Raw genomic sequence first — 26,076 nt, forward strand, 5'->3', positions numbered from 1 at the left:
TCAGAATTGACTTATATATTTGAATAAATATTTGCTACATATTCTTGTTCCATATTTTTGATTTATTATGATTTATGAATAAAGAATATGTAACATGATTTTATCAATCTAGTATGACAGACTAAATTTTCCTGGTAGTGGTAAACAAGTAATGATAAGTAGTAGAGGATAGCTGAAAAACAGCTCTCGGATCATAACTTCAGCAATAAGAAATAGAGAATACTGGAGTCACTGAATAATTCTGATATTTGTACTATTTCCTGAATAACTGTAACTGCCAAGCAAAAATAGCAAAATTCCGTAATTTCTCGGTAATTTATTAGTAGGTATTGCTGAAGGATATCTAGAATTTTAAACGCTATATTCCCTACCAACAGTAGAGTACAGCTAATTTGAGCTAGTCACTTTATAGGCAATTTGTCTTCAAAAAATTATCTATAAAAGTTCAGTATTTTCTGGGTAGATATTTGATTAGTTTTAGCTGATAATAAGATGAGAAAGTTAAAAAGCAATGAAAAAAACTAATTTTATTCATTGTTACTAATTGTTATAAAACAATAATTTTATTTGTTAAGAACAAGCTGATTTTACGTCTTATTAAGGAGTTTGCTGTGAATTTATCTAAGGTCAATCAAAAACTTTTAAAACTGGGAGCATTTACACTTAGTACATTTGTATTATTAACTTCTTCAGCTAAAGTTTTAGCATCTACTCCTGGAGAAACTAATAACAAATCTATGTTACTTACTCAAGCATCTCGTCAGGAGTGGCGTATTTGTGAGCAAAAAGGAGAAAATTGGTCTGAGGTAAAATACTTTGAATCTAAAAATTATTTTGCCAATATTTGTCGTAATAGTAATGGTCAATTAACTTTAGTAGCTGGCGCGAAATCGAATCCTAATCAACTTTTAGAATTACCTGTCACTGGTGAACAAGGATATTTAGCTATTGATGGAAGTAAAACTTTTATGATTGATAATACTCATTTTAGTATGGCTATAAACGGAATGGTAGTCAGGAAAGAACAAGTAACTTACAGAGGACAGTAGATTTACTAATACTGTTTTTAGAAAAATTTTTACAATTAGCACTTGATTTGATGGCTTTATTTGTAATTTATTAAGACTTAATTTGATAGTTAGATGCTATTGTGCATCAAAAAATTTATTGTTGAATTAAACAAACTGTTTCTGTATCTAAAAAAATTAGCAAATTATCTGGGTGCAACTTATATCATATTTGTCATTGACCAAAAAAATACTAAAAATTACAGCGCTTTTCAATATTGATAAACCATATCGTCACAACCAAAACCCTGTAGAGGCGTTTTGCTCCCTAACATGTTTGCGCAGCATTCCATAGGAAAAAGCGGACCTTTGCGTCAGCAAATGGCCATTCACCCCTACTGTGGTCTTCCGATCCGAAATGAAAACCGCTGTAATAATAAAGAAGATATTGGATAAAATATTAAACATCTGCTTCATAAAACTGATACAAAGCGTCACGTAGCGTGACAAATTGATGTTTACTTCCTGCTTCTTGTGAGGCCGTCGGCGGTTACTCATCCACAGGCATTGACGGTTAAGCCAACCGCATATCTAAAACTCTATACCTAAATTTAAGTCTTTGTCAATAGACATTATTATTCATTTGGTTCTCTTGCCTCTGACTCCTCTGAGTGAGGGTAACGAGCGGGATTTTTGGAGAGGTCTAATAGATAAACACCCCAGAAATGTTTAAGCAGCGATTAGTCCAGAATATACAAATTTCACCCTCGTTACTAATGCGTGAAGATAACTACCGTATTATATCGCTAAATTGCGTAAATTGTTAACTAAGTCAAAACTCCTAGACTTCCACAAATTGCCTGACTTCTCCTGTCAAACTAAACGGACGTACTTCAGTAATTTTCACCTTTACTAACTTGCCTTTCAACTGATTAATATCTCCCTCAAAAAATGTTAGACGGTTGCCACGAGTACGACCCATAACTTGAGTAGCATTTTTAGGGTTTGTGTCTTCAACCAAAATTTCTTCAATACGACCCATATAACGTTGTGATCGCTCTGCTGCTTTAACCCCCACCAAATGATTTAACCGTTGCAGTCTATCTGCTTTAGCTTCCTCACTCACTTGATTTTCCCATAAAGCTGCTGGAGTTCCCGGTCTAGGAGAATAAGCAGCAGTATTCAACTGATCGAACCCAATATCCTCCACCAACTTCAGGGTATTCTCAAATTGTGCCTCAGTTTCTCCAGGAAAACCTACTATTGCGTCAGCACTAATAGAAGCATCTGGCATCAGTTCGCGAATTTTATCAATAATTCGGCGATATTTATCATGGGTGTAACCTCTTGCCATCGCCTTCAATAATTCATTATCTCCAGACTGAAACGGAATATGAAAATGTTCGCAAACCTTGGGCAACTCAGCACAAGCTTTAATTAAACGTTCTGTGAAATAGCGGGGGTGACTGGTGGCAAAGCGAATACGTTCTACACCTGGTACATCATGCACATAGTAAAGTAAATCTGTGAATGTATGTTTCTTGCGCCCTTCTGCTGTCACTCCTGGTAAGTCGCGTCCATAAGCATCAATATTTTGCCCTAACAATGTTATTTCTGGATAACCTTGTCGCCCCAACTCTTCCATTTCAGCACGAATAGCTTCGGGATAACGAGACTGTTCTCTACCTCTGACACTAGGGACAACACAATAGGTGCAATGTTCGTTACAACCATAAATTATATTTACCCAAGCAGTAATTTTACTATCCCGTCTGGGTTTAGTAATATCTTCCACAATGTGAATGGGTTCAGTAGCGACTACTTGGTTACCATTGAATACCTGTTCTAGTAAGTCTTGTAAACGGTTAGCGTGTTGAGGTCCCATAACTAAGTCTAGTTCTGGTACCCGTCGCAGTAGTGCTTCTCCTTCTTGTTGAGCAACACATCCAGCAACAATAAGAGTGAGGTCTGGTTGTTTGTGTTTACGTTTTGCTTGTCTACCCAGATAGGAGTAGACTTTTTGTTCGGCATTGTCGCGAATAGTGCAGGTGTTGTATAGAATGATATTGGCTTCGTTCGGGTCTTCTGAAGAGATGAGGCCCATATTATCTAGGATACCTGCCATGCGTTCGGAGTCAGCTTTGTTCATTTGACAGCCGAAAGTGGTAATGTGATAGCGACGGGGAGTTGTATTCATAATAAACTATTGGAATAAAATGATAGTATACAAGGGTTTAATATTATATCATAATTTGTCTCATTTTTTTGTTTTGGCGATCGCATTAAGCTTTTCCAATAGATAGAGAGATTTCCATTCTACTGAACTTACCCTTTTTTTCAGATACTCTTTAGATAGAAAGAAACTATTTTGACATCCTCCCGACGCTGTTCTACGAGACAGCGCGCGATTTCCTAGCATCACTGGTAGGGGCTTTGTGTTTAATACTACTACTGTCCATCTAATTTGCTTAGTGCAAGTCAAATTAAGGAAATATTTATATAGCAATCCTATTTTATTCCTGTCAAAAATCTTACTGCTTTTTAGGGAACAGGGAACACTTAACTCTTAACTGGTAAGAGTTTCAGTTTTTTTATTTACTTTTTGATTACCCGCAACCTATGCGCGGATTGCTATAGTCAAGAATAATCAGTTTTGCTTATTTTTATTTTTGTTATGAAAAAATGCAGATTAAATGTATACTAACTTAGTATTTTCACAGGATAGTTATTAATAGATAAATCCTAAATAATTAGCCCGCTATGAAAATTAATTTACCGATTTTTTGCTGTATTGGCTGGTAATTTTTTCTAGGAAAAAACGACTATTTTCTTGTAACCATTAGCCATACTTACTACAAAATATCAGAGTATAATTGCTTATACTACTTAATTATTAGAGTCTTGAGTTTTCCCAAGTCTGTAATTTTTTTTTGATCCCCTATAGCTTACTCAATCTGTAATCCTCTTATCAGAAGTTAATTTTTCGTTGCATATCTATGACTTTTTGTCAATGAGCAATTATGCACTTGATTTATTTCCAACTATTACTACGATAAAATTAATAAATGTAACAAAAGGATTAAAAAAAGTTATTAATAAATAAATAATCTTTTAAGTATAAAAGTTCTAATTATTGATATTATCTAAAATAGTCTGTGAAATATACAGAAGAGTAAAGAGATTCTTAGGAAATAAGATATGAGTTACGCTAAAACACAAACTCAGTCTAAGTCTGGGTATCAGGCTGGAGTAAAAGACTATAAACTGACTTATTACACCCCTGATTACATACCAAAAGATACAGATGTTCTAGCAGCCTTCCGTATGACTCCTCAGCCTGGAGTTCCTCCAGAAGAAGCTGGTGCTGCGGTAGCTGCTGAATCTTCTACTGGTACTTGGACAACAGTATGGACTGACTTGCTGACCGACCTCGATCGCTACAAAGGTCGTTGTTATGATATTGAATCTGTTCCCGGTGAAGATAATCAATATATTTGCTATGTAGCTTATCCTCTAGATTTGTTTGAGGAAGGTTCTGTAACTAATATGTTAACCTCCATTGTAGGTAACGTATTTGGTTTTAAAGCACTGCGCGCGCTACGTCTGGAAGATATGCGGATACCAGTTGCTTACCTAAAGACTTTCCAAGGTCCTCCTCACGGTATCACTGTTGAGCGTGACAAATTAAACAAATATGGTCGTCCTTTATTAGGTTGTACTATTAAGCCTAAGTTAGGTCTATCTGCTAAGAACTACGGTAGAGCAGTTTATGAGTGCTTGCGTGGAGGCTTAGACTTTACCAAGGATGACGAAAATATTAACTCTCAACCTTTCATGCGTTGGCGCGATCGCTTCCTGTTCGTTCAAGAAGCTATTGAAAAGGCCCAAGCTGAAACTGGTGAAATTAAAGGCCACTACCTCAATGTAACTGCCCCCACAGTTGAACAAATGATGGAGCGTGCTGAGTTTGCCAAGGAAATTGGCACTCCAATCATCATGCACGACTACCTAACAGGTGGTTTTACTGCCAACACAACTTTGGCAAGATGGTGTCGTAGCAATGGTCTTCTGTTGCACATCCACCGGGCAATGCACGCTGTTATTGACCGTCAGAAAGCTCACGGTATTCACTTCCGCGTTTTGGCTAAGTGCTTGAGAATGTCTGGTGGTGACCACCTCCACTCTGGTACTGTGGTTGGTAAGCTCGAAGGTGAAAAAGGTATTACAATGGGTTTTGTGGACCTAATGCGTGAAGACCACATCGAGCAAGACCGCGATCGTGGTATCTACTTTACTCAAGATTGGGCATCTATGCCTGGTGTAATGCCAGTCGCTTCTGGTGGTATTCACGTTTGGCACATGCCAGCTTTGGTTGAAATCTTTGGTGATGATTCTTGTTTACAATTCGGTGGTGGTACTTTAGGCCACCCTTGGGGTAATGCTCCTGGTGCAACAGCTAACCGTGTAGCTCTAGAAGCTTGTATCCAAGCTCGTAACGAAGGTCGTAACCTCTTCAAGGAAGGTGGCGATGTGATTCGTGAAGCTGCTAAGTGGTCTCCTGACTTGGCCGTTGCTTGCGAACTATGGAAAGAAATCAAGTTCGAATTCGAGGCAATGGATACCCTCTAAGTCTATCTTTAGATATGTGGGATTTTAGATTTTAGATGGCAAGAGATGAATAGATATGTCAAACTTGACTGCTAAGGATTTAATCAATCCTTAATCTAAAATCTAAAGTCTAACCATAGATTCAGGCTAGGGTCAAAAATGGATATAAAAAAAGTTGCTAAAGATACTGCAAAGGTACTGACGAGTTACCTAACCTATCAAGCTGTGCGGACTGTAACAAATCAGTTACGAGAGACGAACCCTCCCTTAGCGATTTGGTTAAGTGGTTTTTCCTCAACAGGCAAAATTCAAGATGGAGAAGCTTACCTACAAGAGCTACTTCAGGAAAATAAAGAATTAGCGTTTAGAGTGATGACCGTTCGAGAGCATTTAGCAGAGGAAGTAGCTGAGTATTTACCAGAGATGCTTCGCAGTGGTATTCAGAAAGATAATATGGAACATCGCCGTCGGTATCTAGAAAAGATAACGCAACTGGAAATAGCAGACCCTAGTCTAGATCCTGAGAAACAAACTGATTAGCCACGAAAATTTCCAATACATTTTTCCCCATGGGTAAATCCGGGGGTTATTGTCCAAAGTCTTTTTGGTTAAAGCTTTGGATAACTTGTACATTGATTAAACAGTAAAAAAAAGATGAGAACATTACCAAAAGAGCGTCGTTATGAAACCCTTTCCTATTTGCCTCCTCTGACTGAGCTCCAAACTCGTAAACAACTTGGGTATATTCTGGAGCAAGGTTTCATTGCTGGTGTAGAATTTAGCGAGTCTTCTGCACCAGAAATGCACTACTGGACTTTGTGGAAGTTACCTCTGTTTCATGCCAAAACAGTTGAAGAAGTTTTAGTAGAAATTGATGCTTGCCGTACCGAAAATCCTGATTGCTTTATTCGCGTGATGGGTTTTGATAATGTGAAGCAATGTCAGGTATTGAGCTTCATCGTACACAAGCCTAGTCAGAGAAGATACTAATAAGACTTACGCACTCCAACCAAGAAACCGGGTTTATGACCCTAATTTAGGGTTTGATATTACAAATTTTAGTTCATAAACCCAGTCTTTGTAAGTCCTGACTAATTTACAATATAGAAAACACTGGGATAGACAATGGTCTATCCCAGTGTTTTTTTGTATTTATTCCTGAGCAAGACCAAATTATCAGTAAGACCTACATGACGAGGGTAGAAGGAGAAAATACTCGTTTACGACACTACTTAGCTCGACTGCACCGCAAAACATTGTGCTATTCCTTGCTCTGTAGAGATGCTGAAGCATTCCATCAGACTTTTAATTCATTATCTCAAGTTTGGAGATGTACCCGTTGCTGCCTGATTCATCTTTGAATTTACCAACGCCTATTTTTTAGTGCGTAAGTCCTGATTATAATTTTGCAGCAGAAAGGATATGTCAACCAAAAACGCTAGCTATTGGATTCAAAAGCTTGGACTTGAAAAACATCCAGAAGGAGGTTGAAGTATTTCAAACTGTAGCTTGGTTTTGCGCGACGGTGAATGATCCACAATCCTATCTTAATCCATAATTTATCAATTATATCATGTCCGGTAGCATCGGAGCGTGCATAGAATTACAGCAGTTTCGGAGTTAGTGAGGTACAAAGTTTTATTGTCCTAGGGAACACTTAACTGGGAACGGGGAACAGAGAATATAAAAGTAGTCTTCTGACTGTACCTCAGCATCCTCAAAAGTGCTGTAAGTGACAATTACAAGAAAACCTTCTGCCTTCTGCCTTCCTTACACCAAAGTATAAGTATTCAAGCGGACATGATATTACTTATCCCTATTGCCCATTGCCTATTCCCTATTCCCTCTTTTCTGGAGATGTTGATTTGGCAAAAGTTAACTGCAAGATTACAAAGGCAATGGACAAACAAACCTTGAAACACATTTACTGTAGACGTGCTAGTGGCTTGAAGAATAGCTTGAAAAGCCTTTCTTAGAGCTATGTCTTTTCGTTCCCTTAAGCAGTGGGAGCATCTTGCTCCCGCGCCAGGTATTGCTTTTTCCCACCTGAACTTCTGCAAGAATTTGGAAACCAAACCCCTACGGACTACTATTCTTGAATATCTACTTTTCCCCTATTTAAAAATACCCTTAATTCTCTCAATTGTGCGCTCATTTTCTTCAGGAGTTCCTACTGTAATTCTTAAGCCTCCACCAGTATTACGAATCAAAGTTCCTTGATTTTTAAGTTGCTGCATTAAACTATTTAAACCTTCATCTTGGGAATTTTTTCCGATTAACTTTAATCCTTCATCCGTCAGTCTGACATAGAAAAAATTAGCAGCACTTTCCCAAACCTTCAAAGCAGGAATTTCTGCAAAAGTAGTAAATAATTTACTTCTTTCTTTCAAAATTTCCGGGATAAAAGATAGTACATCTTGGCTATGATTAAGCACTAACTGAGCAGCAGCTTGAGAAAAACTTGGTAAGTTGTAAGGAAGGCGAACTTTTTCCAAATTAATAATAACTTCTGGGTGAGCTATAGCATACCCTACCCGCAGTGAAGCTAACCTAAAAGCTTTAGAAAAAGTTCTTAAAATTACCCAATTTGGATGTTGATTTAATTCTTCAGCCACAGAAATTTTACTAAACTCAAAATAAGCCTCATCAATTACCACTAAAATATCATCTGGCAGACTTTTTAACCATGCCAATTCTTGAGAAGTTAAAGCATTAGCAGTTGGAGAATTTGGATTAACAACAAATACTACTCTAACAGCAGGATTTTTTGTTTGATTAATAGCATCCTGAGCCGCAGCAATATCTATTTCAAAATTCGATTCCTTTCTCCCCACATTTATTACAGAAACTCCAAGAGTTTTAGCCAGAATAGAATACATAGAAAAAGTAGGAGTTGCCGTCAAAATAGAACCCCCACCCCCTACACAAGTAGCAATTAATAGAGAGCGAATTAATTCATCAGAACCGTTTCCAACAGAAATATTAATAGCAGAAATATTAGCCGAGGGAGTAGCTTCATTTACATATTGAGCTATTGCTTCCTTAAGTTGAAAATGACTCCCATCAGGATAACGGTTTGTTTCAATTAACTCTTGATAATTCTCAGCTAATTTTTGCTTTAAATTATCTGGCAAATCATAAGGACATTCATTAGTATCTAATCTATCCAAAGGAATTTCTGAACTACCACCAGGATGAGGAGTATAAGCTTTCAGGTTATTAAGGTCTGAACGAATAAAAGAGAGCATAACTTAATTGAATAATTTTTGCTAGTTAATTATAGAGTATCATTGATTATAGACTTCACGAGATTATTCAGAAAATTAAACTACAATAAATAATATCAAACTCAGTTGTTATAAGCTGATTATGCAGTGAGTTCAATAATGAATAATTAATAATTACCTCTTCTGTAATAGAAGGATTGGCTAAAAGGAATTTTTTTCTTCTTTCCTTCTATTACTGCCATCTTCGATAATAATGGAACGAAAACCTACGCTAAGGCTGTCGGTTATATATAATGTTTTAGAGTATTGTATTTAAAGTTTTGATATGACAGATTTACAACTTGTATAGCAGAAAATAATAGACAAATTAGAATCAGTGTCTAGAAAGGCATTATTTCAACACTGTGCAAAATTGATCGATTTAGATTTTGACAAAAAGAGAGCAATTATTTTTGTTTAAAAGCCTTTATTATAAGGGTTTGAAAGTCGGTATAGCGAATCATTAAAACAAGCTGTTTCTGAAGCATTAGGAGAAGATTTTAAACCAATTTTAACAGACAATCAAAGCCTACCTTATAAAAATCCTTATGATGAAGATTTAGATTCAGATTCATCTGATTCAGCAAGTTTAACAGTTGAGGATTTTCAACAAAGAAAATTTAAAATTCTACCCCAAATTGAACTTTCAAATAATACTACAAATTTAGAACCATTAAATAACTGTAGATTTAAATATGATCCTATTAAATGGAAAAATTTGAGTTTTCGTTCTCAAGCAGAAGTAAAAATAGCAGAAGAACTTGACAAAAGAAGTATATGTTTTTTCCCAAATAATGCCCTTAGATTGACAACCAAAAAAGGTCGTGAAAATAAAGAACCAGATTTTTTTGTACTATATAATAAAAAATATGCAATACTTGAAGTAGATGGGATATCTCATACACCTAAAAGACGAGTAGAAGAACAATAAAGAGAAAGAGATTTCGAAAGAAATGGCATGAGAATTTTCCGTTTTGATTCAAATAAATCCTATAACAATCCCAGTTTAGTTGTTGATGAATTTTTATAACTTCTGAATAATATTTAAAGTTAAGCTCAACATTATAGCAATCCGCGCATAGGTTGCGGGTAATCAAAAAGTAAATAAAAAAACTTAAACTCTTACCTGTTCTCTATTCCCAGTTAAGTGTTTCCTAAAAAGCAGTAATATTTTTGACACGAATAAAATATGATTGCTATACTTATTCAAGTTTATAAAGCAAATCTAAATACTCAGAATTGGTATTAATAGCTAATAGCTGATGGCTGAATGCTTATCATCTGATTACCTCCTTTTTGAAATTCATAATTTACTTGTCGGATTTCTACTTTATATCCTTTAGTTGATAATTGTTCAATGATTGGCATTACTAATGGAGATATTTCTCCAGAAAGTTTCAGCAGAGGAAAAATTCTTACTTCTTTAGCAACTCGACACATTTGTGAACTGTCCCGACCCTGACGTAAGCGTACAGCGCAGGCTTCCTAGGCTGAAGTTAGGTCAAACATAGAAATATATTCGTCAATATTTCGACCCCAAGGAACTACTTTTTATAGTTTAATTGTCATAGTTGGATGAGAGTGATCGCTATTTTTTAGAAAGAATAAGAAAAAAGATAAATAATATCTACGATTGGAGAAGAGTTGATTCTTAAGTTATGTAATTATGTAATTACCATTGAATCAATATATGTAATTGGCATTGAATCAATATTTTGGAAGAGTAAATGTATTTAATTAGAGGCTTTTCCGTAATTTTGCTTCCTTACTTCCCTACTCCCCATCTCCCTTACTCACCATCTCCCCATCTCCCCATCTCTGCATCTTCTAAATTTTGTATCCACTCAATATGATGGGGTAGGCTCATATTGAGTGGATACTAAATTTTCCCACCCAATACCTCTGGCGACAAAACCTGATTTAACTTCCCACTCCGATATCCTTCTAAATCTAAAGTCACATAAATAAAGCCAAACTCTTTAAACTTTTCCACCAACTTAGGCAAATCTATTGTCAATACAAACTCCTGAATTTTTTCTGGCAAAACTTCAATTCGAGCAGTATCTTTTTCCGAACGTACCCGTAAACTTTTTAATCCCAAATCTCGCAAATATCTTTCCCCACGTCCGACTCTTTGTAACTTTTCTAAAGTAATTTCCTCCCCATAAGGAAACCGCGAACTTAAACAAGGTTGAGCAGGTTTATCCCACCAAGGTAAATCTAAATCTTTGGCAAGTTGTCTAACTTCAAACTTACTAATTCCTACTTCTGCTAAAGGCGACCTTGCACCTCTTTCTTTTGCTGCTTGAATACCCGGACGATAATCTCGTAGATCGTCAGCATTTACTCCATCTACTACATAAGAATAACCTCTTTTTAAAGCCAAAGGTTTGAGAGTATCATGCAATTCACTTTTACAAAAATAGCAGCGGTTTATTGGATTAGAAGTATAATTTTTATTCTCCATTTCATTAGTATTTACCTCCTCATGGGAAATACCAATAACTGCTGCTTGAATTCGAGCATCTTCCAAATCTTCAGGTAATAAAGAAGGAGAAATAGCAGTTATAGCTAGAGCTTTATCGCCCAAAACATCATAAGCAACTTTTGCGACTAAAGTGCTATCTATTCCACCAGAGTAAGCAATTAAAGCTTTCTCCATATCAGTAAATATATTTTTCAGTTCTTGTAGTTTTTTTATCAACATAATTTTTTCTCTTTATTTACTACTATTTTAGCTATTCTGCTAGAAGTAAGGAAGAGGAAAGAAGGAAGAAGGAAGAAGGAGTAAATATTGAAAAAAAACGGGAAAATGATAGAGACCGTTGTCTGAAATGAATCGGAAATGTTTTTACCTTTAATTAACCATTTTTGATATATCTAGGTTTGAGCTATTTTGACTGATTTAAGGTAAGTAGGTAAACAAAATTAATTACACATTTTGTCAGACTGAATCCCTTATAGTTTCTCACTCACATCAAATTAGGGTAGGTAAACAATTTTTTCATGGTGCTTATCTCTCTTTCTAATATAGGGTTTGAAGCCATTTTCAGTCTAAAAAATCTTAAAGTACCCTTAAGGAATACCACTAACTAATCTTCTTCCTTTTTCCTTCTAAGGGAATAGCAGAAAATAAATTATCCCAATTTTTGTACTCTATTTTTGTACTATATCCTGACTGGTTACCGAATAATTAAGGTTTAAAGCCTCTCCTTTAAAGGAGAAACAAGCCGTCGTTTGCGGAGCATGACCTGGTAGATGGGATGGGGAGGGGACCTCGCCATATCCAATCGACCAAGAGAAGAAAAAATTTTCACGCTCCGTGTCAATCCTCTTCCTTTCAGGGAGAGGTAATTATCCATTATCCATTATCCATTAATGAATCCCTACTCCCTACTCCCTTATTTTCATAGCTAATGGGATAATTTTTTATTTAGAAGTCCCTAAAATATCTCAAAATTCTCTCCTAGCAAAGATAGCGATAGTAATGGATAAAACCAACATTATATAGAGCAAAGCATAACCAAAATTAGTAACTAAAATAGCCATACTTGGCAGTAGACCATAAACTGCATCATTTTTCAAATCTAATCTGCTTAAGTCTGGCAATACAACATATAATCCCATCATTAACTTTTTAATTCCAGGGTTATCACTTAAATCTCCCAACTTAACCAAATCTCTACTTAAATTTCCCATTAAATAGATGCCAAATGTAAATAATGTCGCTAATAAGGAACTGGTAAATACACCAAATAGAATTGCTACTGCAGTGAGTAACGACAACTGAATAAATATAAATATTACAGTTACTAAAATGCTACCTATAGGATAAGAAATTTCACTTAAACTAAGAATCAATCCATATATTACAGTCATCGCTGCCAATAAAACACCCAAAACTGCCGATAAACCAATATGCTTACCAACAATTAATTCTGAACGACTCAAAGGTTTAGCAACCAAAATATAAACAGTGCGTTTTTCAATTTCTTTATTCACCAAACCAGTGCCAATAAACACTGTCACAATTAAACCTAAAATACTAATAGCTGCCAACCCCAAATCTAAAATTATTTTATCCTCTGTACCTACAGATAATTCTGGAATTAACCTCACAGCAACTACCATTAAAAAAGCAAAGAAACCGATCAGATAAAGAATACGATCGCGAATTGCTTCCCAAAATACATTCTTAGCAATTTTAATAACTCTTCCTATATTCATAAAATATTTTCTGACCAAAAAATAAGGTTTCAAGCCTCCCCCTAAAAGGGGATGAAAAGAATAAACTTCAGTATTTCAATCCGAATGCTTCAGTCAGAGGTACTCAATTGCGCAGTTCCGACCATAGGAAGCTAACTAATAACTGGTAACTGATAACTGAAATAACTCCCCCATCTCAATTTTCTCTATTTCAAATTTTAAATCTTTTCCTTATTTTCTTGTTGGCTTTCTGGTTTAATAGCTTTCTTTTCTACAGCACCACATTCAACATTACCAACTATAATTGGTACTATTTCATTTTGTCGAGTAGAACCAGAACTTCTTTGCCTAACTTTTTCCTCTATTTTACAACTTTTACTCAGATAATAACTTTCATCTTTTGCTGTAGGTCCCTCCCAAAATAATTGTAACTCCAACTGATATCCAGACTGTTTAGCAACCATTGGTGTTTGTAACTTCCATAAATCATCCTCTTTAACTACAGATATTTCCTTACTCACTTCATCTTTAATATTTTCCAATCTCAACTTCATCTTAGGTACTGACAACCCCAAATTTTGACTGCCCAAATCATTGTTTAACCTTTCCTGCATTAAGTTCAGAATTTTTGCGCCTCGATAATCATTTATTGAAGGCGTTATTAACCTATAAACAAAGGTACTTTGACTTAAATTATCTTCTCCCATTGTTGGGTATTGTTGCACCATACCCTGAATCATAAAATACAATCCAAACCAACAACTCAGCAAAAAATTCAGCAAAATTAAAATTATAAAATTTGGCTTTGATAATCGATCTACCTTTGCTTCTGTTGCTGAATCTGGATAATTTAATACTAAAATTATCGCTGCTATACAAACAGAAATTATCGGCCAACTAACAACAGCCACATACTGAATATTACTTGCCAAATTTTCATATAAAAGAAAGCAAATTAATCCCCCTGTAATCCAAGGACACAAACTTACTTCACCAAAAACAAAAGGTTTTTGATTAGTGCGCCATCCTACAGCAATTGTTAAAGATAGCCAACTCAAACTAGAAATAAAATTAATTGCCTCCTCCTTGTTACTATCAACTTCACTAATAATCATTGAGAGTAACCATAAAACTATCGTCAATAATAAAAATGTCTGCCAATGCCAAAACTTAGGAGGCAAAATAAAATCGAGCGTATCCTTCAGAAAACCAATAATACCCCCGAACAAATCAGTCAGACTTTTCCAAATTTCTTTCATGTTAGTTCAGACCTCTGCAAAAATAAAATAAATCCTATTGCTAAATGGCTACAAGTATGAGCCAGTGTAATTACCATAAACTTTGGTGTCCTTAGTTCTGCCAAAGCTTGAGATATATTAATACCAACACCAGGATTTTTAGAGTTTTCATTCCATAAAGAATCACACAAATTAAAACCCACTAACTTGACAATTAAAGAAATTAAAAAACTCACAAATATAAAAAGTATAAACAGAGGATAAATAGTGCCAATATGACCAAATAAAATATAAGCAACCATTTGTTTTTCCAACATATTAGGCAGTATACTTACAGCATAGAAAAAGAAAACCCATCCTACACAAGTAGAAATTAAATTCATTACAGTTGCATATTCAACACTAACTTTTGGTATCATGTTAAGTCTGAGCTGAAAAAAACATGATTCGATGGCAATTACTATCAACAATATTAAAGATTCAGAAACAATCGCCCTCAAAGGCAAAATAGTTAAATTCATAGTTAATTTTCCCAGACAAAGGAACTAAAATTTGCTTCAGTTTATCTAACTTTTGATATCCACATAAGTGGCTGGATATAAATTCTGATAAATCTATGAAAAAATACCAGCTTGAAGGAAAAGCTAATTGTCTAGGTATTAGCTGTTACACCAAATTCCAAAAAATAGTTACAGTAAAATCCTCTGCAAAACTATTAAGGTATTTCTGCTCCTCCTAACACCTAATATCATCTCTCTTTGAATACCCAACAATAAAAAAAATTAGGGAATTAAGGAACAGGGAGAAGTTTGAAAAATATTCTTCTCTTGAGAGAGAGAATATTTTTATTATGGCTAATTAATTAGACTTGATCTAACACCTAATACCTACCACCTATCACCTAATAAAAAACTGAATGTAGCAGCATTTTATTAAATTGGTGTTAGATTTTAGGTTTTAGGTAAACTTTTCTCATTGACAACCTGCCACCTGCCTCCCACAACCTACAACCCAAGTACTAGGACAAAATTAATTACACACTCATTAAACCTAAAACCCCTATCCAGTTTAGATACTCATCTCTAAATATTTTTGTCCAATTACTCATAACCTACAACCTACCAGCTACGACCTAAAACCTTATTATGTAGATAGCCAAGAAAAAAATCACACACTCAAAAAAACTACTTATGAGAAGAAACGGCATTGGTATACGCACCGCACAACTCATGTCAGAAAGAATTGTGGGGCAAATTCATGTTTACGATGGAGCAAGTAAAGGTAAATCCCAAGCAGCCTTGGGAGTAGTTTTACGTTCCATTGGCCTTGGCATACATTCTGACTCTCCTACTAGAGTATTACTACTGAGATTTCTTAAAGGTCCTGACCGCTCTTATGATGAAGATGCTGCTATAGAAGCACTACAAAAAGGCTTTCCTCATCTCATAGACCAAGTACGCACAGGTCGCTCCGAGTATTTTGGCCCGGATAAAATTATTAAATTTGACCATCAAGAAGCACAACGTGGTTGGGATGTGGCCAAAGGAGCGATCGCCTCCGATCTATACTCAGTAGTTGTACTGGACGAACTCAACCCAGTATTGGACCTAGGTTTATTACCATTGGATGAAGTCATCCACACTATCAAGAATAAACCAGAACAATTAGAAATTATCGCTACAGGTCGTGCAGCTCCCCAAGCTTTGTTGGACATCGCTGACTTACATTCAGAAATGAAACCTCATCAACATCCCACCGCTATATCTGCTGGTATAACAGGGATTGAAATTTATACTGGTGCCGGCAAAGGCAAATCTACCAGTGCTTTAGGAAAAGCATTACAGGCAATTGGTCGGGGTATTAGTCAAGACCAGTCTCATCGAGTCTTGATTATACAATGGCTCAAAGGAGGTATTGGTTATACGGAAGATGCAGCGATCGCCGCTTTGCGCCAAAGTTATCCTAATTTAGTAGACCATCAGCGTTGTGGTGGGGATGCTATTGTTTGGCGTGGGCAACAAAAAGAAATAGATTTTGTTGAGGCAGAAAGAGGTTGGGAAATTGCTAGAGCTGCTATAGCTTCTGGTTTGTATAAAACTATTATTTTAGATGAGCTTAATCCTACTGTAGATTTAGAGTTATTGCCAGTTGATCCAATAGTTGAAGCTTTATTACGCAAGCCAAAAGATACAGAGGTGATTATTACTGGTCGTTGTCTTAATCCACCTGACTATTTTGATTTGGCTGCCGTTCATTCAGAGGTTTTCTGTCATAAGCATTATGCTAATCATGGGGTGGAGTTAAAACGTGGAGTGGATTTTTGAATTAAGGAAGGAAAATAAGCAATAACCAGGAAGGTAGATAGGGAAGTAGGAAATAGAAGGTTGGCTAACTACTGAATATTTTCTTGTTTCAACCATTCCAAAAATCAAATCTTCAACATTTTACAAAGCACTCTCGAAAATAGTTGCGCGGAGAAAGAGATCGAGTTGCATCTAGGAATCACTTGTGGTAATCTAAAAATGTTATGGTAGTTACTTGGCTATGCGCATGATTTTTTATTCAACACAAGAAAACTAAATGAGATCCTAAAAGCATAGCAACTGCTAGAAAAGTTAGGAAATTCTCACGCCTCTCAAATTTAGTCCGTAGTGCGAATTTAACTTCTGACTTTTGAATCGTACTATTTTCTAGTATAAATTGGATTAAAAGAACTTAAAAATTTAACTAGGTCGGCATTGTTAAAGACCTTTACATAACATTCCACGGGAAATTTTATCTCTTCTGTCAAATAAGCAATAATTTTTTCATTTTTACCTTGTGAAGAGTACTCCAAAAAAGAGTAATAAGGACTCACTGCCAAAAGATAAGCTGGCATTTCTGGAAAATATTGTACTACCCTTTTCACAAAATAAGCTTTTCTAATATCTCCCTGATTAGCAAGTTGCCCTTGCAAACTTTCTATAAATTCAAGAGGTAAATCATGGTCTGTAAATTTGTCATTTTGAGTAATTGAAGAACGTTCTTGTTCTGCTAATGCTAATAACTGATTATGATGTTTAGCTCTCTGAATATATTGACTAGCTTCTTTTTCTTTTCCTTCAGACTTCAAAAAATTGTAAATTAACTGACATACAGATATAAAAGACCATAGTATTATAAGTTTAATGTATAAATAATTTAGGTAAATTTATAAAAATTTACTATAAATAAATAAATAGAAATTACCGAATAATTAATAATTAATAGTTAATAATTAATTATTAATAGTTGATAGTCAATTAATTATTCATTCAACAATTCACGCCTTGAAGCCCCCCTTGGATAGGCAGGGCTGTTTCATTCTTGGTTAAGACAGAGGGGGAGCAGGGAGCAGGGGAGAATTTTTCACGCTTTACCCAAGATTATCCCCAAATTTCTATCGATCTATTTTGGTTATTCCATGGATTTTTCAGAAATTCCTTTGATTTCACCAAGATTGTTCGGGAATCTTTCCGATCCTCAGACTCTGAAAATCGCCCCTTTTTGCGACTTTAATCCCCAAATTCCCCTCTGGATGTGCACAACTTCCCTTAAGCGATTATTTATTTGACTTTGAAACAGCCCTGCCCTTGGATAGGGGATAAATCAAAAATTTTCCTTTTAGTCAATCCTATCCGTTTTAAGAAGGGGTAATTATTAATTATTAATTGCTGAATATTTGCCTATTCCACAACTGTAATTGATTTAAGTAATTAAGAAAAAATCGAGGAGGAGCGAGTCATAATTTAGAATTGAATTCTTTAATAAGTAGTCGTGCAAAATAAATTTCCTAGTGGAGAGAGGGAACAGGGAACAGGAAATCAATAGGATGTGTAATTAATTTTGCATAGGAACTTAGAATTAGATCTAGCAACCTTGCTAGTAGAGGTTCTAATGTCTGGATAAAAGGGCGATCGAAAAATCTTATCTCTTTGAAGATTTATTTTCTTTCTGCCTTGTTTTATCCAAATAGCAATCCTAAATGATTTGTGAGAATTTTTCTAATAGTTAATATTAACGGAAAACCTTGAAAATTCTGTACGTCGCCAATCCGACGGCTCTCCTACCTGACTCCTGAGGACTGACTCCTAACTACCACCAAAATATTACAACTGAAATAGGATTCCTAAGAGACTGTTTGTACTCTAAGTATTAAGAGAGATGCGTAGTAACTAAAATCTAAAAGGTGTAGTACTTAAAGAGATTGAAATTTGGTAGATACCAGAGGTGGAAAGGTACATATATTCCTAGATTTTTAACTGACAAGTAGTTGTCTTGATTTTTTCCTCCCTCCATACCTGTTAAGTGTTAAGTGTTCCCTATCTCCTTTTTATATTTCCTGATACATTCAGTCTCTAAAGTATAAGATTCAACAGGACATAATTAAGACTTCCACTAAACTAAGATTTAGCAGTCTACAAATACTGGAAGGTTTGAATTTCCCATTAATTGATTCTGACTCCTGATTCCTTCTGCAAGAAAATCTAGCACTACTCAAAATATCTGAAAAATAAGTAATAAATGTTTGTTTATCCACCCGAAAAAAAATTAGAATTATCAGAAAATAACGCTCATATTTGGAGTACAAACCTAAAATTAGCCTCCTCTCAAATTGAGGAACTATCAACAATATTATCGCCAGACGAAATAGAAAGAGCCAACAGATTTTACTTTGAAAGAGACAAAAATCGCTTTATCATTGCCAGAGGAACACTCAGAAAAATTATCAGCCGTTACTTAAATATCGAACCCAAAAAACTACAATTTAGCTATAGCGATCATGGTAAACCCTACTTAAAAAATACATCAATACTATTTAACTTATCTCACTCTCAGGACTTAGCCTTATATGCCGTTACCAAAGTTAATTTAATAGGTATCGACTTAGAATATATTCGCCCAATGAATGACGCTGAAAGTTTAGCCAAACGTTTTTTTTCTGCCCAAGAATACAACCTTATTAGTCAACTTCCTCCTCAAAAACAGCAAGAAACATTCTTCAAACTATGGACTTGTAAAGAAGCTTATTTAAAAGCAACAGGAGATGGATTAGCAGGTGGTTTAGAAAAAGTAGAAATTAGTTTAATCCCAGAAAAACCAGTAGATTTTTTTAGTATTAATGGAAATATGGAAGAAGCATCCCATTGGTACTTACATCAATTTATTCCTCAACCTAATTATATAGCTGCTGTAGCAGTAGCAGGGAAAAATCAAAACTTGAGTTTTTGGCAGATAAATAAAACTAATATCTAGTCTCATTAATTAACGTTCATTAATTGATAATAGATATAGTCATAATTAAAGTTCGTAGTAGGGCTAAAACCCTAAATTATAGATAGGGCTAGAGCAATACTACAAACAAACAACAACTTTTGGATCGTTGATTATCCGAATTAAAGGAGGCATAATGGCAACACAACCTAATATTCATCTTTATACAGCATCCACAATGAACGGTTGGAAGCCTTTAATTTTTCTAGAAGAGGCAGAAGTCGAATATGAGCTAACAGCTATCGACTTTAGCAAAAAGGAGCAGAAATCTGAGTGGTATATTAAACTCAATCCCAATGGGCGCATTCCAACTATTGTCGATCATGGTAATGATAATTTTGTCGTTTTCGAGTCGGGTGCAATTCTTTGGTATCTAGCCGAAAAGTATGGAAAGTTCCTTCCCAAAGAGGAAAAATCCCGCTCCCAAGCACTTCAGTGGCTGATGTTTCAGATGAGTGGCGTTGGCCCAATAATGGGTCAGGCTATGTACTTCCAAAGGATTGCTGAACCTCAAGGACATCGTGATGAATTTGCAATTAAGCGATATGTCGAAGAGTCACGCAGACTACTAGAAGTTTTGGATAAGCAACTTGAAGGTAAAACCTATTTGCTTGGAGATGAGTTTAGCATTGCAGACATAGCCACTTACCCTTGGGCACGCTCCTACTACTGGGCTAAAGTATCAGTGGATGGCCTCAACAACCTTCAAGCTTGGTTTGACCGTATTGATAGCCGACCTGCAACCCAACGGGCACTTGAAATCCCTAAGCCTTTTCCTGCATTTTTTGGCAAGGGAGATGTGGCGACTGCCGAAAGTGCTAATGCTGACCGTTTTAAAAGTGATGTTAAACGTTGATCGGTAAGTAGGCGTTAAAATTATCAACTTTTTGAGCAAATACTAAAACTCTTGTGGTGCGAGCATCTTGCTCGCTAAATCTCTACCGGAGAAAGTGCTGTATATTAGAGTTGTTGGGAAATAAAAATTGAACAATGCTCAAAAGCTTACTCTATAAGGTTTTCACAATTTTTGGACTGAAAAACGCTATAAACTTTGAATAATAAGGGTTTGAGCCATTTTTTTAGCTTAATTCCCAACAACTCTATTTAGTGGCTAAAAAATCATACTGATTCCTGACTCCTAAAAAATTCCCTAGCTATTTGTAGCAAACATCGATCGTGTTTGGTATTACCTACAGTTACTTGCATAACAATCTACAATGCCAGCCTCAAAGTTAAACAAGCCGACACCACTATATATAGTCATTTAACTTTAGATTGAGACAAAGCTTTATTGCCTGGAGGGAGTTTCAGATGAAAAAACGTCTCATCTTTAAGTTAAACTACTATATTTATAGATAAACATTAGTTGAATTTAAAAATCAGATTCTAAATTAACTAGAACCTTGAGCTTGATTTTCGTCTAGTTCCATATCTCGGAAAAATTTGCGAATAATTTCAACTTCAGGCTCTACTTCAATCCACAGGCGTGCACCACCTGCTTGACTCCTATTAGGTTTATGAGGGCGATACACGATTTTGCAGTTTCCCAGAATTTCTACTTCGTGGCAGCGATCGTTTCTGTCTCCTTGTTTAACAGAAATGGCTGGAAGAGAGGTGCTGTGGTCTCGGTTATAGTCAATTTCTCTTCGCAGCACATGGATAAAAGTATTGCCTGTACGGAATCCTTTATTCCAAGTTCCTTGAGGACCTCGACGACCAGGAGTAATTTCTGGCATTCCTCTACTGTTCAAAGGAATTACCCAGAAGCGTTTGACTTTTTTAGCTCCTTTCAGACGACCTTGCCTCAAAAGTAACCTGAGTCTAGCGGTAGAAATATTTAAAAGAAATGCTGCTTCTGTTGTACCAACTTTATCTGTTTCAGTATTTGTATTTTTCATAAACTGTTTCGGAACATATAAAAGATAAACATTATAATTATCTTTCATCAGACCACAAAGGATTTAACCTGTCAATAATTTTTGATTTTTAAGTTGTGCTTATTTCAGTGGATAGCCTCTACACTTAGTAAAGGCAAAGAAAAGTTCAATAAATTCCTGAAAAGTGCTTAAGTCTATCGTAATAGCTAGAATTTAGAGATAAATGTAGGATTTATTTGTAATGCCTAAAGTGCTTATTCTTCCACACTATCAGTATGAAAATGAGTTTACTAACTTTTTGGAGCAGGCAAATTCAACTCAGGCAGATTTCAAATTTTATCTTCTGCCACCAGAAAGTCAACATACCTCCCCATTAAAAAAAAGCTCATGCTGATTATCTTGAGATTCTAGAATTTTTGGATAGACAAAAAAGGCACTTATCGCTACACAAAGAAGACCTTCTAATATCTTTCTATGACGGTGTGATTACTGCTGTAGATCGTGGATTTGTAAACCTGTTCATCGCTGCAGCTAATATAGAAGATTTATATCCATGTACTGCCGCTGTTTCTTTGCAATTTATCTCTTGGGGACTTCTTGAGCAGAAATATGATTATAAGCTTCAGCGCCATGCACTTTTTCATCTCGTGATATGTTGTTTGATTGGTGGCTATACTAAACTTGTCGCTCATCATCAGACTTATGGATGTCTTCTTGACTTTAATAACGAGCTTGTAAGCTTTAATCGTAAGCTTCAGGTGGGCTACTACCTATGTTCTAGTAGTCAGAGTGGTTGTTATGATGCCATGAAATCTGAACTTTATGGAAATTCAATTATCAGTCTGTGCAGAGTTCTAAAAAATGGTATTGACCATAAAAAATTGCAGGTTATTATTCAGGAGTTGATCGTGGAAAATTCAATTAATCAATATGGTTTAGGCGATAACATCGCAGGTGATAAAGTTATGGGAGATAAAATTGACACTCAAATTAATAATTCTCAAGATTTAGTCCAAGCTTCAAAAGATATCAAAGATTTATTGAACCAGCTATCGACAGATTATCCAAATGATAGTCTCAGAGTTTTAGGAGCAAAGGCTGTGGATCAAGTTGAGCATAATCCAGAGCTAAAATCCCGAATTTTGAGAGGAGTTAAAGCTGGTAGTTTTGCAGCGCTAGAAAAAATGGTCGATCATCCTGTTGCACAATTCTTTATTGAAGGTGCAAAAGAAGTCTTGAAGCCCTAAATAGGATTAATACTAAATCTGGTTTAGACAAAACCAATATTTACTAAGGAATGATAATTAAATAATATCCAAAGTTTTTGTCTAGAAGTATTGCACTGAAATACTTCTGTGTAGGAAATCTGGAAGTTAATAAATCCTTATTCCTAATTAGGGCTTGCTGATTAAATTTAAAAGCATTTACAGATAAAGGTTTGAGCTTTTTTAGGTCTTGAAAAAGTACCTAGTTTTCAGCTATTTATACTCAAAAAGGAGCGCATTTTGGGCAAGAGTTGAGACAAAAAAATTACTCCCCTACTCCCCTACTCCCCTACTCCTTAAAAAAAGACTTTTTCAGCAAACCCTAATTAGGCAGAGGGCAAAAGTTTTAGAGAGGAAACGGCAGAAAGCTCAAACTCTCCGCCGTCTTACCATTAAATATTCACTTCTTTTCCCTGAAGAAACTAAATCCTATTCAGCAACTTGAGGCACCAACTCTCGTTTTTCACCTTTAGACACGGTAATCTGACCATCATCTCCAACATCAACTACAGCAGTATCGCCTTCACCGATCTTGCCAGCCAGAATTTCCTCAGCCAAACTATCCTCAAGCAAACGCATAATTGCCCGACGCAAAGGTCTTGCTCCATAACTAGGATTATAACCTTCCTCAACCAACCGCTCCTGGAAGCGATCGGTAATTTCCAACGTAATACCTTTTTCAGTCAAGCGACCAAAGACCTCTTTCAGCAGAATAACAGAAATTTCCTTCACCTCATCCTTAGTCAACTGACGGAACACAATAATCTCATCCAGACGGTTGAGGAATTCTGGACGGAAATACTGTTTAAGTTCTTCATTAACCAAATTGCGAATCCGGTTATACTGAGCATCAGCCTCATTTTCTGAGAACTCGAAGCCGAGACCACCGCCTCCTTTCTCGATTACCTTAGAACCGATATTAGAAGTCATAATAATCAAGGTATTCTTAAAGTCAACAGTCCGACCCTTTGCATCAGTCAAGCGACCATCTTCCAAAATTTGGAGTAACATATTGAATACGTCAGGGTGCGCCTTTTCAATTTCATCAAATAGCACCACAGTGTAAGGACGACGACGAACTGCCTCAGTTAACTGACCGCCCTCGTTATAACCCACATAACCAGGAGGAGAACCAATCAACTTAGAAACAGTATGACGTTCCATATATTCCGACATATCCAACCGGATCATCGCTTCCTCAGAACCAAAGAAATATGCAGCTAAAGCCTTAGTCAATTCTGTCTTACCAACCCCAGTCGGTCCTGAGAAAACAAAGCTAGCAATAGGTCGGTTGGGGTTTTTCAATCCCACTCTTGCTCGACGAATAGCACGAGACACTGCCTTGACTGCTTCCTCCTGACCAATCAAACGTTGGTGTAGAGTATCTTCCATGTGCAGCAGTTTCTCAGACTCAGACTCAGTTAACTTATTCACTGGAACACCAGTCCAACTTGCCACAATATGAGCAATATCCTCCTCAGTCACCATTGGAGAATCATCTTCGGTAGTGGAATCAAGCTTTTTATTTTGAGCAAGAGAACGAATTTCAGATTTGATTTCCATTTCCCGATCGCGCAACTCTCCCGCCTTATCAAAATCTTGAGAACGTACCGCCTCATCCTTTTCTTTCAGAAGTTGACGTAATTCTTTATCCAATTCCTTGGCTGCGGGGGGGAGTTGAGAATTAATCAACCGGACACGGGAACCAGCTTCATCTATCAAGTCAATAGCTTTATCTGGTAAATAGCGATCGCTAATATAACGGTCTGATAACTTAGCAGCAGCTTCCAAAGCTGTATCCAAAATTTTTAATTTATGGTGTTGCTCGTAACGTTCCCTTAAACCGTATAATATCTCAATAGTTTCATCAACAGAAGGTTCACCCACCATTACTGGTTGGAAACGACGTTCCAGAGCTGCATCTCTTTCAATATGTTTCCGATATTCATCTAGGGTAGTCGCCCCTATACACTGTAACTCCCCACGAGCCAAAGCAGGCTTCAAAATATTAGCAGCATCAATAGCCCCTTCAGCAGCACCAGCTCCAATCAGAGTATGAACCTCATCAATAACCAGGATGACATTACCCGCAGAGCGAATTTCATCCATAATTTTCTTGAGACGTTCCTCAAACTCACCCCGGTATTTAGTACCCGCCACCAATAGACCAATGTCCAGAGTAACCACCCGCTTTTCTTCGAGAATATCTGGTATATCATTATTAGCAATGCGTTGTGCCAGACCCTCAGCAATCGCCGTTTTTCCCACACCAGGTTCCCCAATTAAGACTGGATTATTCTTAGTTCTACGACCTAAAATCTGAATTACCCGTTCAATTTCCTTTTGTCTTCCCACTACTGGGTCTAACTTCCCTTCAGATGCCATTTGAGTCAGATTTGAACCAAACTCATCAAGAGTGGGAGTTTTTGTACGTCCACCACCACCACCAGCAGTTACTTCTGCTGTTTCACCCAACATCCGAATCACTTGGGTACGGACTTTAGACAGGTCTACTCCTAAATTTTCCAGAACTCTTGCAGCTACTCCTTCTCCTTCTCGAATTAAACCTAATAGTAGATGCTCTGTGCCAATATAGTTATGCCCTAATTGCCGTGCTTCCTCCAAAGATAATTCTAAAACCCTTTTAGCTCTAGGAGTAAAAGGGATTTCTACTGCCACAAATCCTGAACCACGGCCAATTATTTTTTCTACTTCAATCCGAGCATCTTTGAGATTAACACCCATAGATTTCAGAACTTTAGCTGCTACTCCTGTTCCTTCTCCAATTAAACCCAGAAGGATTTGTTCTGTCCCCACAAAGTTATGTCCCAAGCGGCGAGCCTCTTCTTGGGCCAACATTATCACTTTGATTGCTTTTTCCGTGAAGCGTTCAAACATAATTTATTCCTATCTCTATAATTGCCCTTAAGCTTATTCTAGCCTGACATTTCTACTAAAGCTGTTTCCCACTTCTGGATCTTGAGACCAAAGATACTTGTCAAAATGTAAATTGATTTTGCGATAGTAATCTTTCTAGTCCTATGATAAAGTTTTGTGTGGGTAACTGTTTTTACCAAACAACTCAAAAACAAAATAGTCTTATTAGTTTATTTAGAGTTGGTATCTAGAAAGTTTAGCTCAATAAACCAATAATTCAGGTAGGGAAATCCCCTATCTGACATTTTTCTCTATTGCTTTCTCCTATCTACCAATGGTATTGAAAGTTACTTTTTTTTAGCCAACAATTTAATTTTGGTTTCTAAAGTATAGCTCAGGTTTTTATAGTATATAATGATTAAACTATCTATTTATTTTAA

19 protein-coding genes and 1 pseudogene are annotated in these 26,076 nt (G+C 36.2%); 10 read left to right on the top strand and 10 right to left on the bottom strand.

What is annotated here, in order from left to right:
• The first annotated feature begins 611 nt into the window (after positions 1-611).
• Positions 612-1,049: a hypothetical protein gene (locus ACP6PM_RS22185; protein WP_426588454.1), complete on the top strand. Its 438-nt coding sequence runs from the start codon at positions 612-614 to the stop codon at positions 1,047-1,049.
• A gap of 799 nt (positions 1,050-1,848) precedes the next feature.
• Here ACP6PM_RS22185 and miaB read toward each other — a convergent pair.
• On the bottom strand, positions 1,849-3,204 hold the full coding sequence (gene miaB / locus ACP6PM_RS22190) for a tRNA (N6-isopentenyl adenosine(37)-C2)-methylthiotransferase MiaB (protein ID WP_426588456.1): 1,356 nt from the start codon (positions 3,202-3,204) through the stop codon (positions 1,849-1,851).
• 1,001 nt (positions 3,205-4,205) lie between these two features.
• On the opposite strand from miaB, the gene ACP6PM_RS22195 reads away from it, so the two are divergent.
• From ACP6PM_RS22195 to ACP6PM_RS22210, 4 genes and pseudogenes are all read left to right on the top strand, one after another.
• Positions 4,206-5,636, top strand: coding sequence for a form I ribulose bisphosphate carboxylase large subunit (locus ACP6PM_RS22195; RefSeq protein WP_426588458.1), 1,431 nt, complete (start codon positions 4,206-4,208; stop codon positions 5,634-5,636).
• 138 nt (positions 5,637-5,774) lie between these two features.
• A complete protein-coding gene (rcbX, locus tag ACP6PM_RS22200; RefSeq protein WP_426588460.1) occupies positions 5,775-6,155 on the top strand; it encodes a RuBisCO chaperone RbcX in 381 nt (126 codons plus the stop codon).
• A gap of 114 nt (positions 6,156-6,269) precedes the next feature.
• Positions 6,270-6,605 (top strand): ribulose bisphosphate carboxylase small subunit, encoded by a 336-nt coding sequence (locus tag ACP6PM_RS22205; RefSeq protein ID WP_426588462.1) that lies wholly within the window; start codon positions 6,270-6,272, stop codon positions 6,603-6,605.
• Between the two features lie 161 nt (positions 6,606-6,766).
• Positions 6,767-6,965, top strand: a pseudogene (locus tag ACP6PM_RS22210) (IS1 family transposase); the annotation flags it as partial.
• A 764-nt stretch (positions 6,966-7,729) separates the two neighbouring features.
• On the opposite strand, the gene ACP6PM_RS22215 reads toward ACP6PM_RS22210, so the two are convergent.
• On the bottom strand, positions 7,730-8,863 hold the full coding sequence (locus ACP6PM_RS22215) for a histidinol-phosphate transaminase (protein ID WP_426588464.1): 1,134 nt from the start codon (positions 8,861-8,863) through the stop codon (positions 7,730-7,732).
• Between the two features lie 736 nt (positions 8,864-9,599).
• Here ACP6PM_RS22215 and ACP6PM_RS22220 point away from each other — a divergent pair.
• A complete protein-coding gene (locus ACP6PM_RS22220; RefSeq protein WP_426588466.1) occupies positions 9,600-9,812 on the top strand; it encodes a hypothetical protein in 213 nt (70 codons plus the stop codon).
• A 314-nt stretch (positions 9,813-10,126) separates the two neighbouring features.
• Here ACP6PM_RS22220 and ACP6PM_RS22225 read toward each other — a convergent pair whose 3' ends face one another.
• The 5 genes from ACP6PM_RS22225 to fraC all read right to left on the bottom strand — a co-directional run bounded on the left by ACP6PM_RS22225 (position 10,127) and on the right by fraC (position 14,846).
• Complete coding sequence (locus ACP6PM_RS22225; RefSeq protein WP_426588468.1) at positions 10,127-10,321, bottom strand: hypothetical protein; 195 nt, start codon at positions 10,319-10,321, stop codon at positions 10,127-10,129.
• Positions 10,322-10,760: 439 nt separating this feature from the next.
• Entirely contained in the window at positions 10,761-11,588 is an 828-nt protein-coding gene (gene larE, locus ACP6PM_RS22230; protein WP_426588470.1) for an ATP-dependent sacrificial sulfur transferase LarE, read from the bottom strand.
• A 746-nt stretch (positions 11,589-12,334) separates the two neighbouring features.
• Positions 12,335-13,108 carry an ABC transporter permease gene (locus ACP6PM_RS22235; protein ID WP_426588472.1) on the bottom strand — a complete coding sequence of 258 codons (774 nt, stop codon included), beginning with the start codon at positions 13,106-13,108 and terminating at the stop codon, positions 12,335-12,337.
• A gap of 197 nt (positions 13,109-13,305) precedes the next feature.
• The gene (locus tag ACP6PM_RS22240; RefSeq protein ID WP_426588473.1) at positions 13,306-14,346 is read right to left on the bottom strand and encodes a DUF5357 family protein; all 1,041 of its coding nucleotides are present in this window, start codon (positions 14,344-14,346) and stop codon (positions 13,306-13,308) included.
• Entirely contained in the window at positions 14,343-14,846 is a 504-nt protein-coding gene (gene fraC / locus ACP6PM_RS22245; protein ID WP_426588475.1) for a filament integrity protein FraC, read from the bottom strand. Before fraC ends, ACP6PM_RS22240 begins: the two co-directional genes overlap by 4 nt.
• Before the next feature lie 669 nt (positions 14,847-15,515).
• On the opposite strand from fraC, the gene ACP6PM_RS22250 reads away from it, so the two are divergent.
• Positions 15,516-16,649, top strand: coding sequence for a cob(I)yrinic acid a,c-diamide adenosyltransferase (locus ACP6PM_RS22250; RefSeq protein ID WP_426588476.1), 1,134 nt, complete (start codon positions 15,516-15,518; stop codon positions 16,647-16,649).
• Positions 16,650-17,008: 359 nt separating this feature from the next.
• Here the strand turns inward: ACP6PM_RS22250 and ACP6PM_RS22255 are convergent, their stop codons facing one another.
• A complete protein-coding gene (locus tag ACP6PM_RS22255; RefSeq protein WP_426588478.1) occupies positions 17,009-17,437 on the bottom strand; it encodes a hypothetical protein in 429 nt (142 codons plus the stop codon).
• A gap of 1,430 nt (positions 17,438-18,867) precedes the next feature.
• Between ACP6PM_RS22255 and ACP6PM_RS22260 the strand changes: the two genes are divergently transcribed.
• Together ACP6PM_RS22260 and ACP6PM_RS22265 are read left to right on the top strand one after the other, a co-directional pair.
• Entirely contained in the window at positions 18,868-19,599 is a 732-nt protein-coding gene (locus tag ACP6PM_RS22260; protein ID WP_426588480.1) for a 4'-phosphopantetheinyl transferase family protein, read from the top strand.
• A 154-nt stretch (positions 19,600-19,753) separates the two neighbouring features.
• Entirely contained in the window at positions 19,754-20,473 is a 720-nt protein-coding gene (locus ACP6PM_RS22265; protein ID WP_426588482.1) for a glutathione S-transferase family protein, read from the top strand.
• Between the two features lie 535 nt (positions 20,474-21,008).
• On the opposite strand, the gene ACP6PM_RS22270 is transcribed toward ACP6PM_RS22265, so the two are convergent.
• Positions 21,009-21,515, bottom strand: a complete 507-nt coding sequence (locus ACP6PM_RS22270; RefSeq protein WP_426588484.1) for a hypothetical protein — start codon at positions 21,513-21,515, stop codon at positions 21,009-21,011.
• A gap of 395 nt (positions 21,516-21,910) precedes the next feature.
• On the opposite strand from ACP6PM_RS22270, the gene ACP6PM_RS22275 reads away from it, so the two are divergent.
• Positions 21,911-22,741: a hypothetical protein gene (locus ACP6PM_RS22275; RefSeq protein WP_426588486.1), complete on the top strand. Its 831-nt coding sequence runs from the start codon at positions 21,911-21,913 to the stop codon at positions 22,739-22,741.
• Positions 22,742-23,188: 447 nt separating this feature from the next.
• Here the strand turns inward: ACP6PM_RS22275 and ACP6PM_RS22280 are convergent, their stop codons facing one another.
• Positions 23,189-25,657, bottom strand: coding sequence for an ATP-dependent Clp protease ATP-binding subunit (locus tag ACP6PM_RS22280; RefSeq protein ID WP_426588488.1), 2,469 nt, complete (start codon positions 25,655-25,657; stop codon positions 23,189-23,191).
• Positions 25,658-26,076: the final 419 nt, after the last annotated feature.

This window comes from Dapis brunnea BLCC-M229 (genome assembly GCF_050015995.1).
In the GTDB taxonomy this organism is placed as follows: Bacteria; Cyanobacteriota; Cyanobacteriia; order Cyanobacteriales; family Microcoleaceae; genus Trichodesmium.

What these genes read in the sequence shown, in the direction of transcription:
- miaB (WP_426588456.1), bottom strand. Translation starts at nt 3,204, where the DNA reads ATGAATACAACTCCCCGTCGCTATCACATTACCACTTTCGGCTGTCAA.
- ACP6PM_RS22195 (WP_426588458.1), top strand. Translation starts at nt 4,206, where the DNA reads ATGAGTTACGCTAAAACACAAACTCAGTCTAAGTCTGGGTATCAGGCT.
- rcbX (WP_426588460.1), top strand. Translation starts at nt 5,775, where the DNA reads ATGGATATAAAAAAAGTTGCTAAAGATACTGCAAAGGTACTGACGAGT.
- ACP6PM_RS22205 (WP_426588462.1), top strand. Translation starts at nt 6,270, where the DNA reads ATGAGAACATTACCAAAAGAGCGTCGTTATGAAACCCTTTCCTATTTG.
- ACP6PM_RS22215 (WP_426588464.1), bottom strand. Translation starts at nt 8,863, where the DNA reads ATGCTCTCTTTTATTCGTTCAGACCTTAATAACCTGAAAGCTTATACT.
- ACP6PM_RS22225 (WP_426588468.1), bottom strand. Translation starts at nt 10,321, where the DNA reads ATGTGTCGAGTTGCTAAAGAAGTAAGAATTTTTCCTCTGCTGAAACTT.
- larE (WP_426588470.1), bottom strand. Translation starts at nt 11,588, where the DNA reads ATGTTGATAAAAAAACTACAAGAACTGAAAAATATATTTACTGATATG.
- ACP6PM_RS22235 (WP_426588472.1), bottom strand. Translation starts at nt 13,108, where the DNA reads ATGAATATAGGAAGAGTTATTAAAATTGCTAAGAATGTATTTTGGGAA.
- ACP6PM_RS22240 (WP_426588473.1), bottom strand. Translation starts at nt 14,346, where the DNA reads ATGAAAGAAATTTGGAAAAGTCTGACTGATTTGTTCGGGGGTATTATT.
- fraC (WP_426588475.1), bottom strand. Translation starts at nt 14,846, where the DNA reads ATGAATTTAACTATTTTGCCTTTGAGGGCGATTGTTTCTGAATCTTTA.
- ACP6PM_RS22250 (WP_426588476.1), top strand. Translation starts at nt 15,516, where the DNA reads ATGAGAAGAAACGGCATTGGTATACGCACCGCACAACTCATGTCAGAA.
- ACP6PM_RS22260 (WP_426588480.1), top strand. Translation starts at nt 18,868, where the DNA reads ATGTTTGTTTATCCACCCGAAAAAAAATTAGAATTATCAGAAAATAAC.
- ACP6PM_RS22265 (WP_426588482.1), top strand. Translation starts at nt 19,754, where the DNA reads ATGGCAACACAACCTAATATTCATCTTTATACAGCATCCACAATGAAC.
- ACP6PM_RS22270 (WP_426588484.1), bottom strand. Translation starts at nt 21,515, where the DNA reads ATGAAAAATACAAATACTGAAACAGATAAAGTTGGTACAACAGAAGCA.
- ACP6PM_RS22280 (WP_426588488.1), bottom strand. Translation starts at nt 25,657, where the DNA reads ATGTTTGAACGCTTCACGGAAAAAGCAATCAAAGTGATAATGTTGGCC.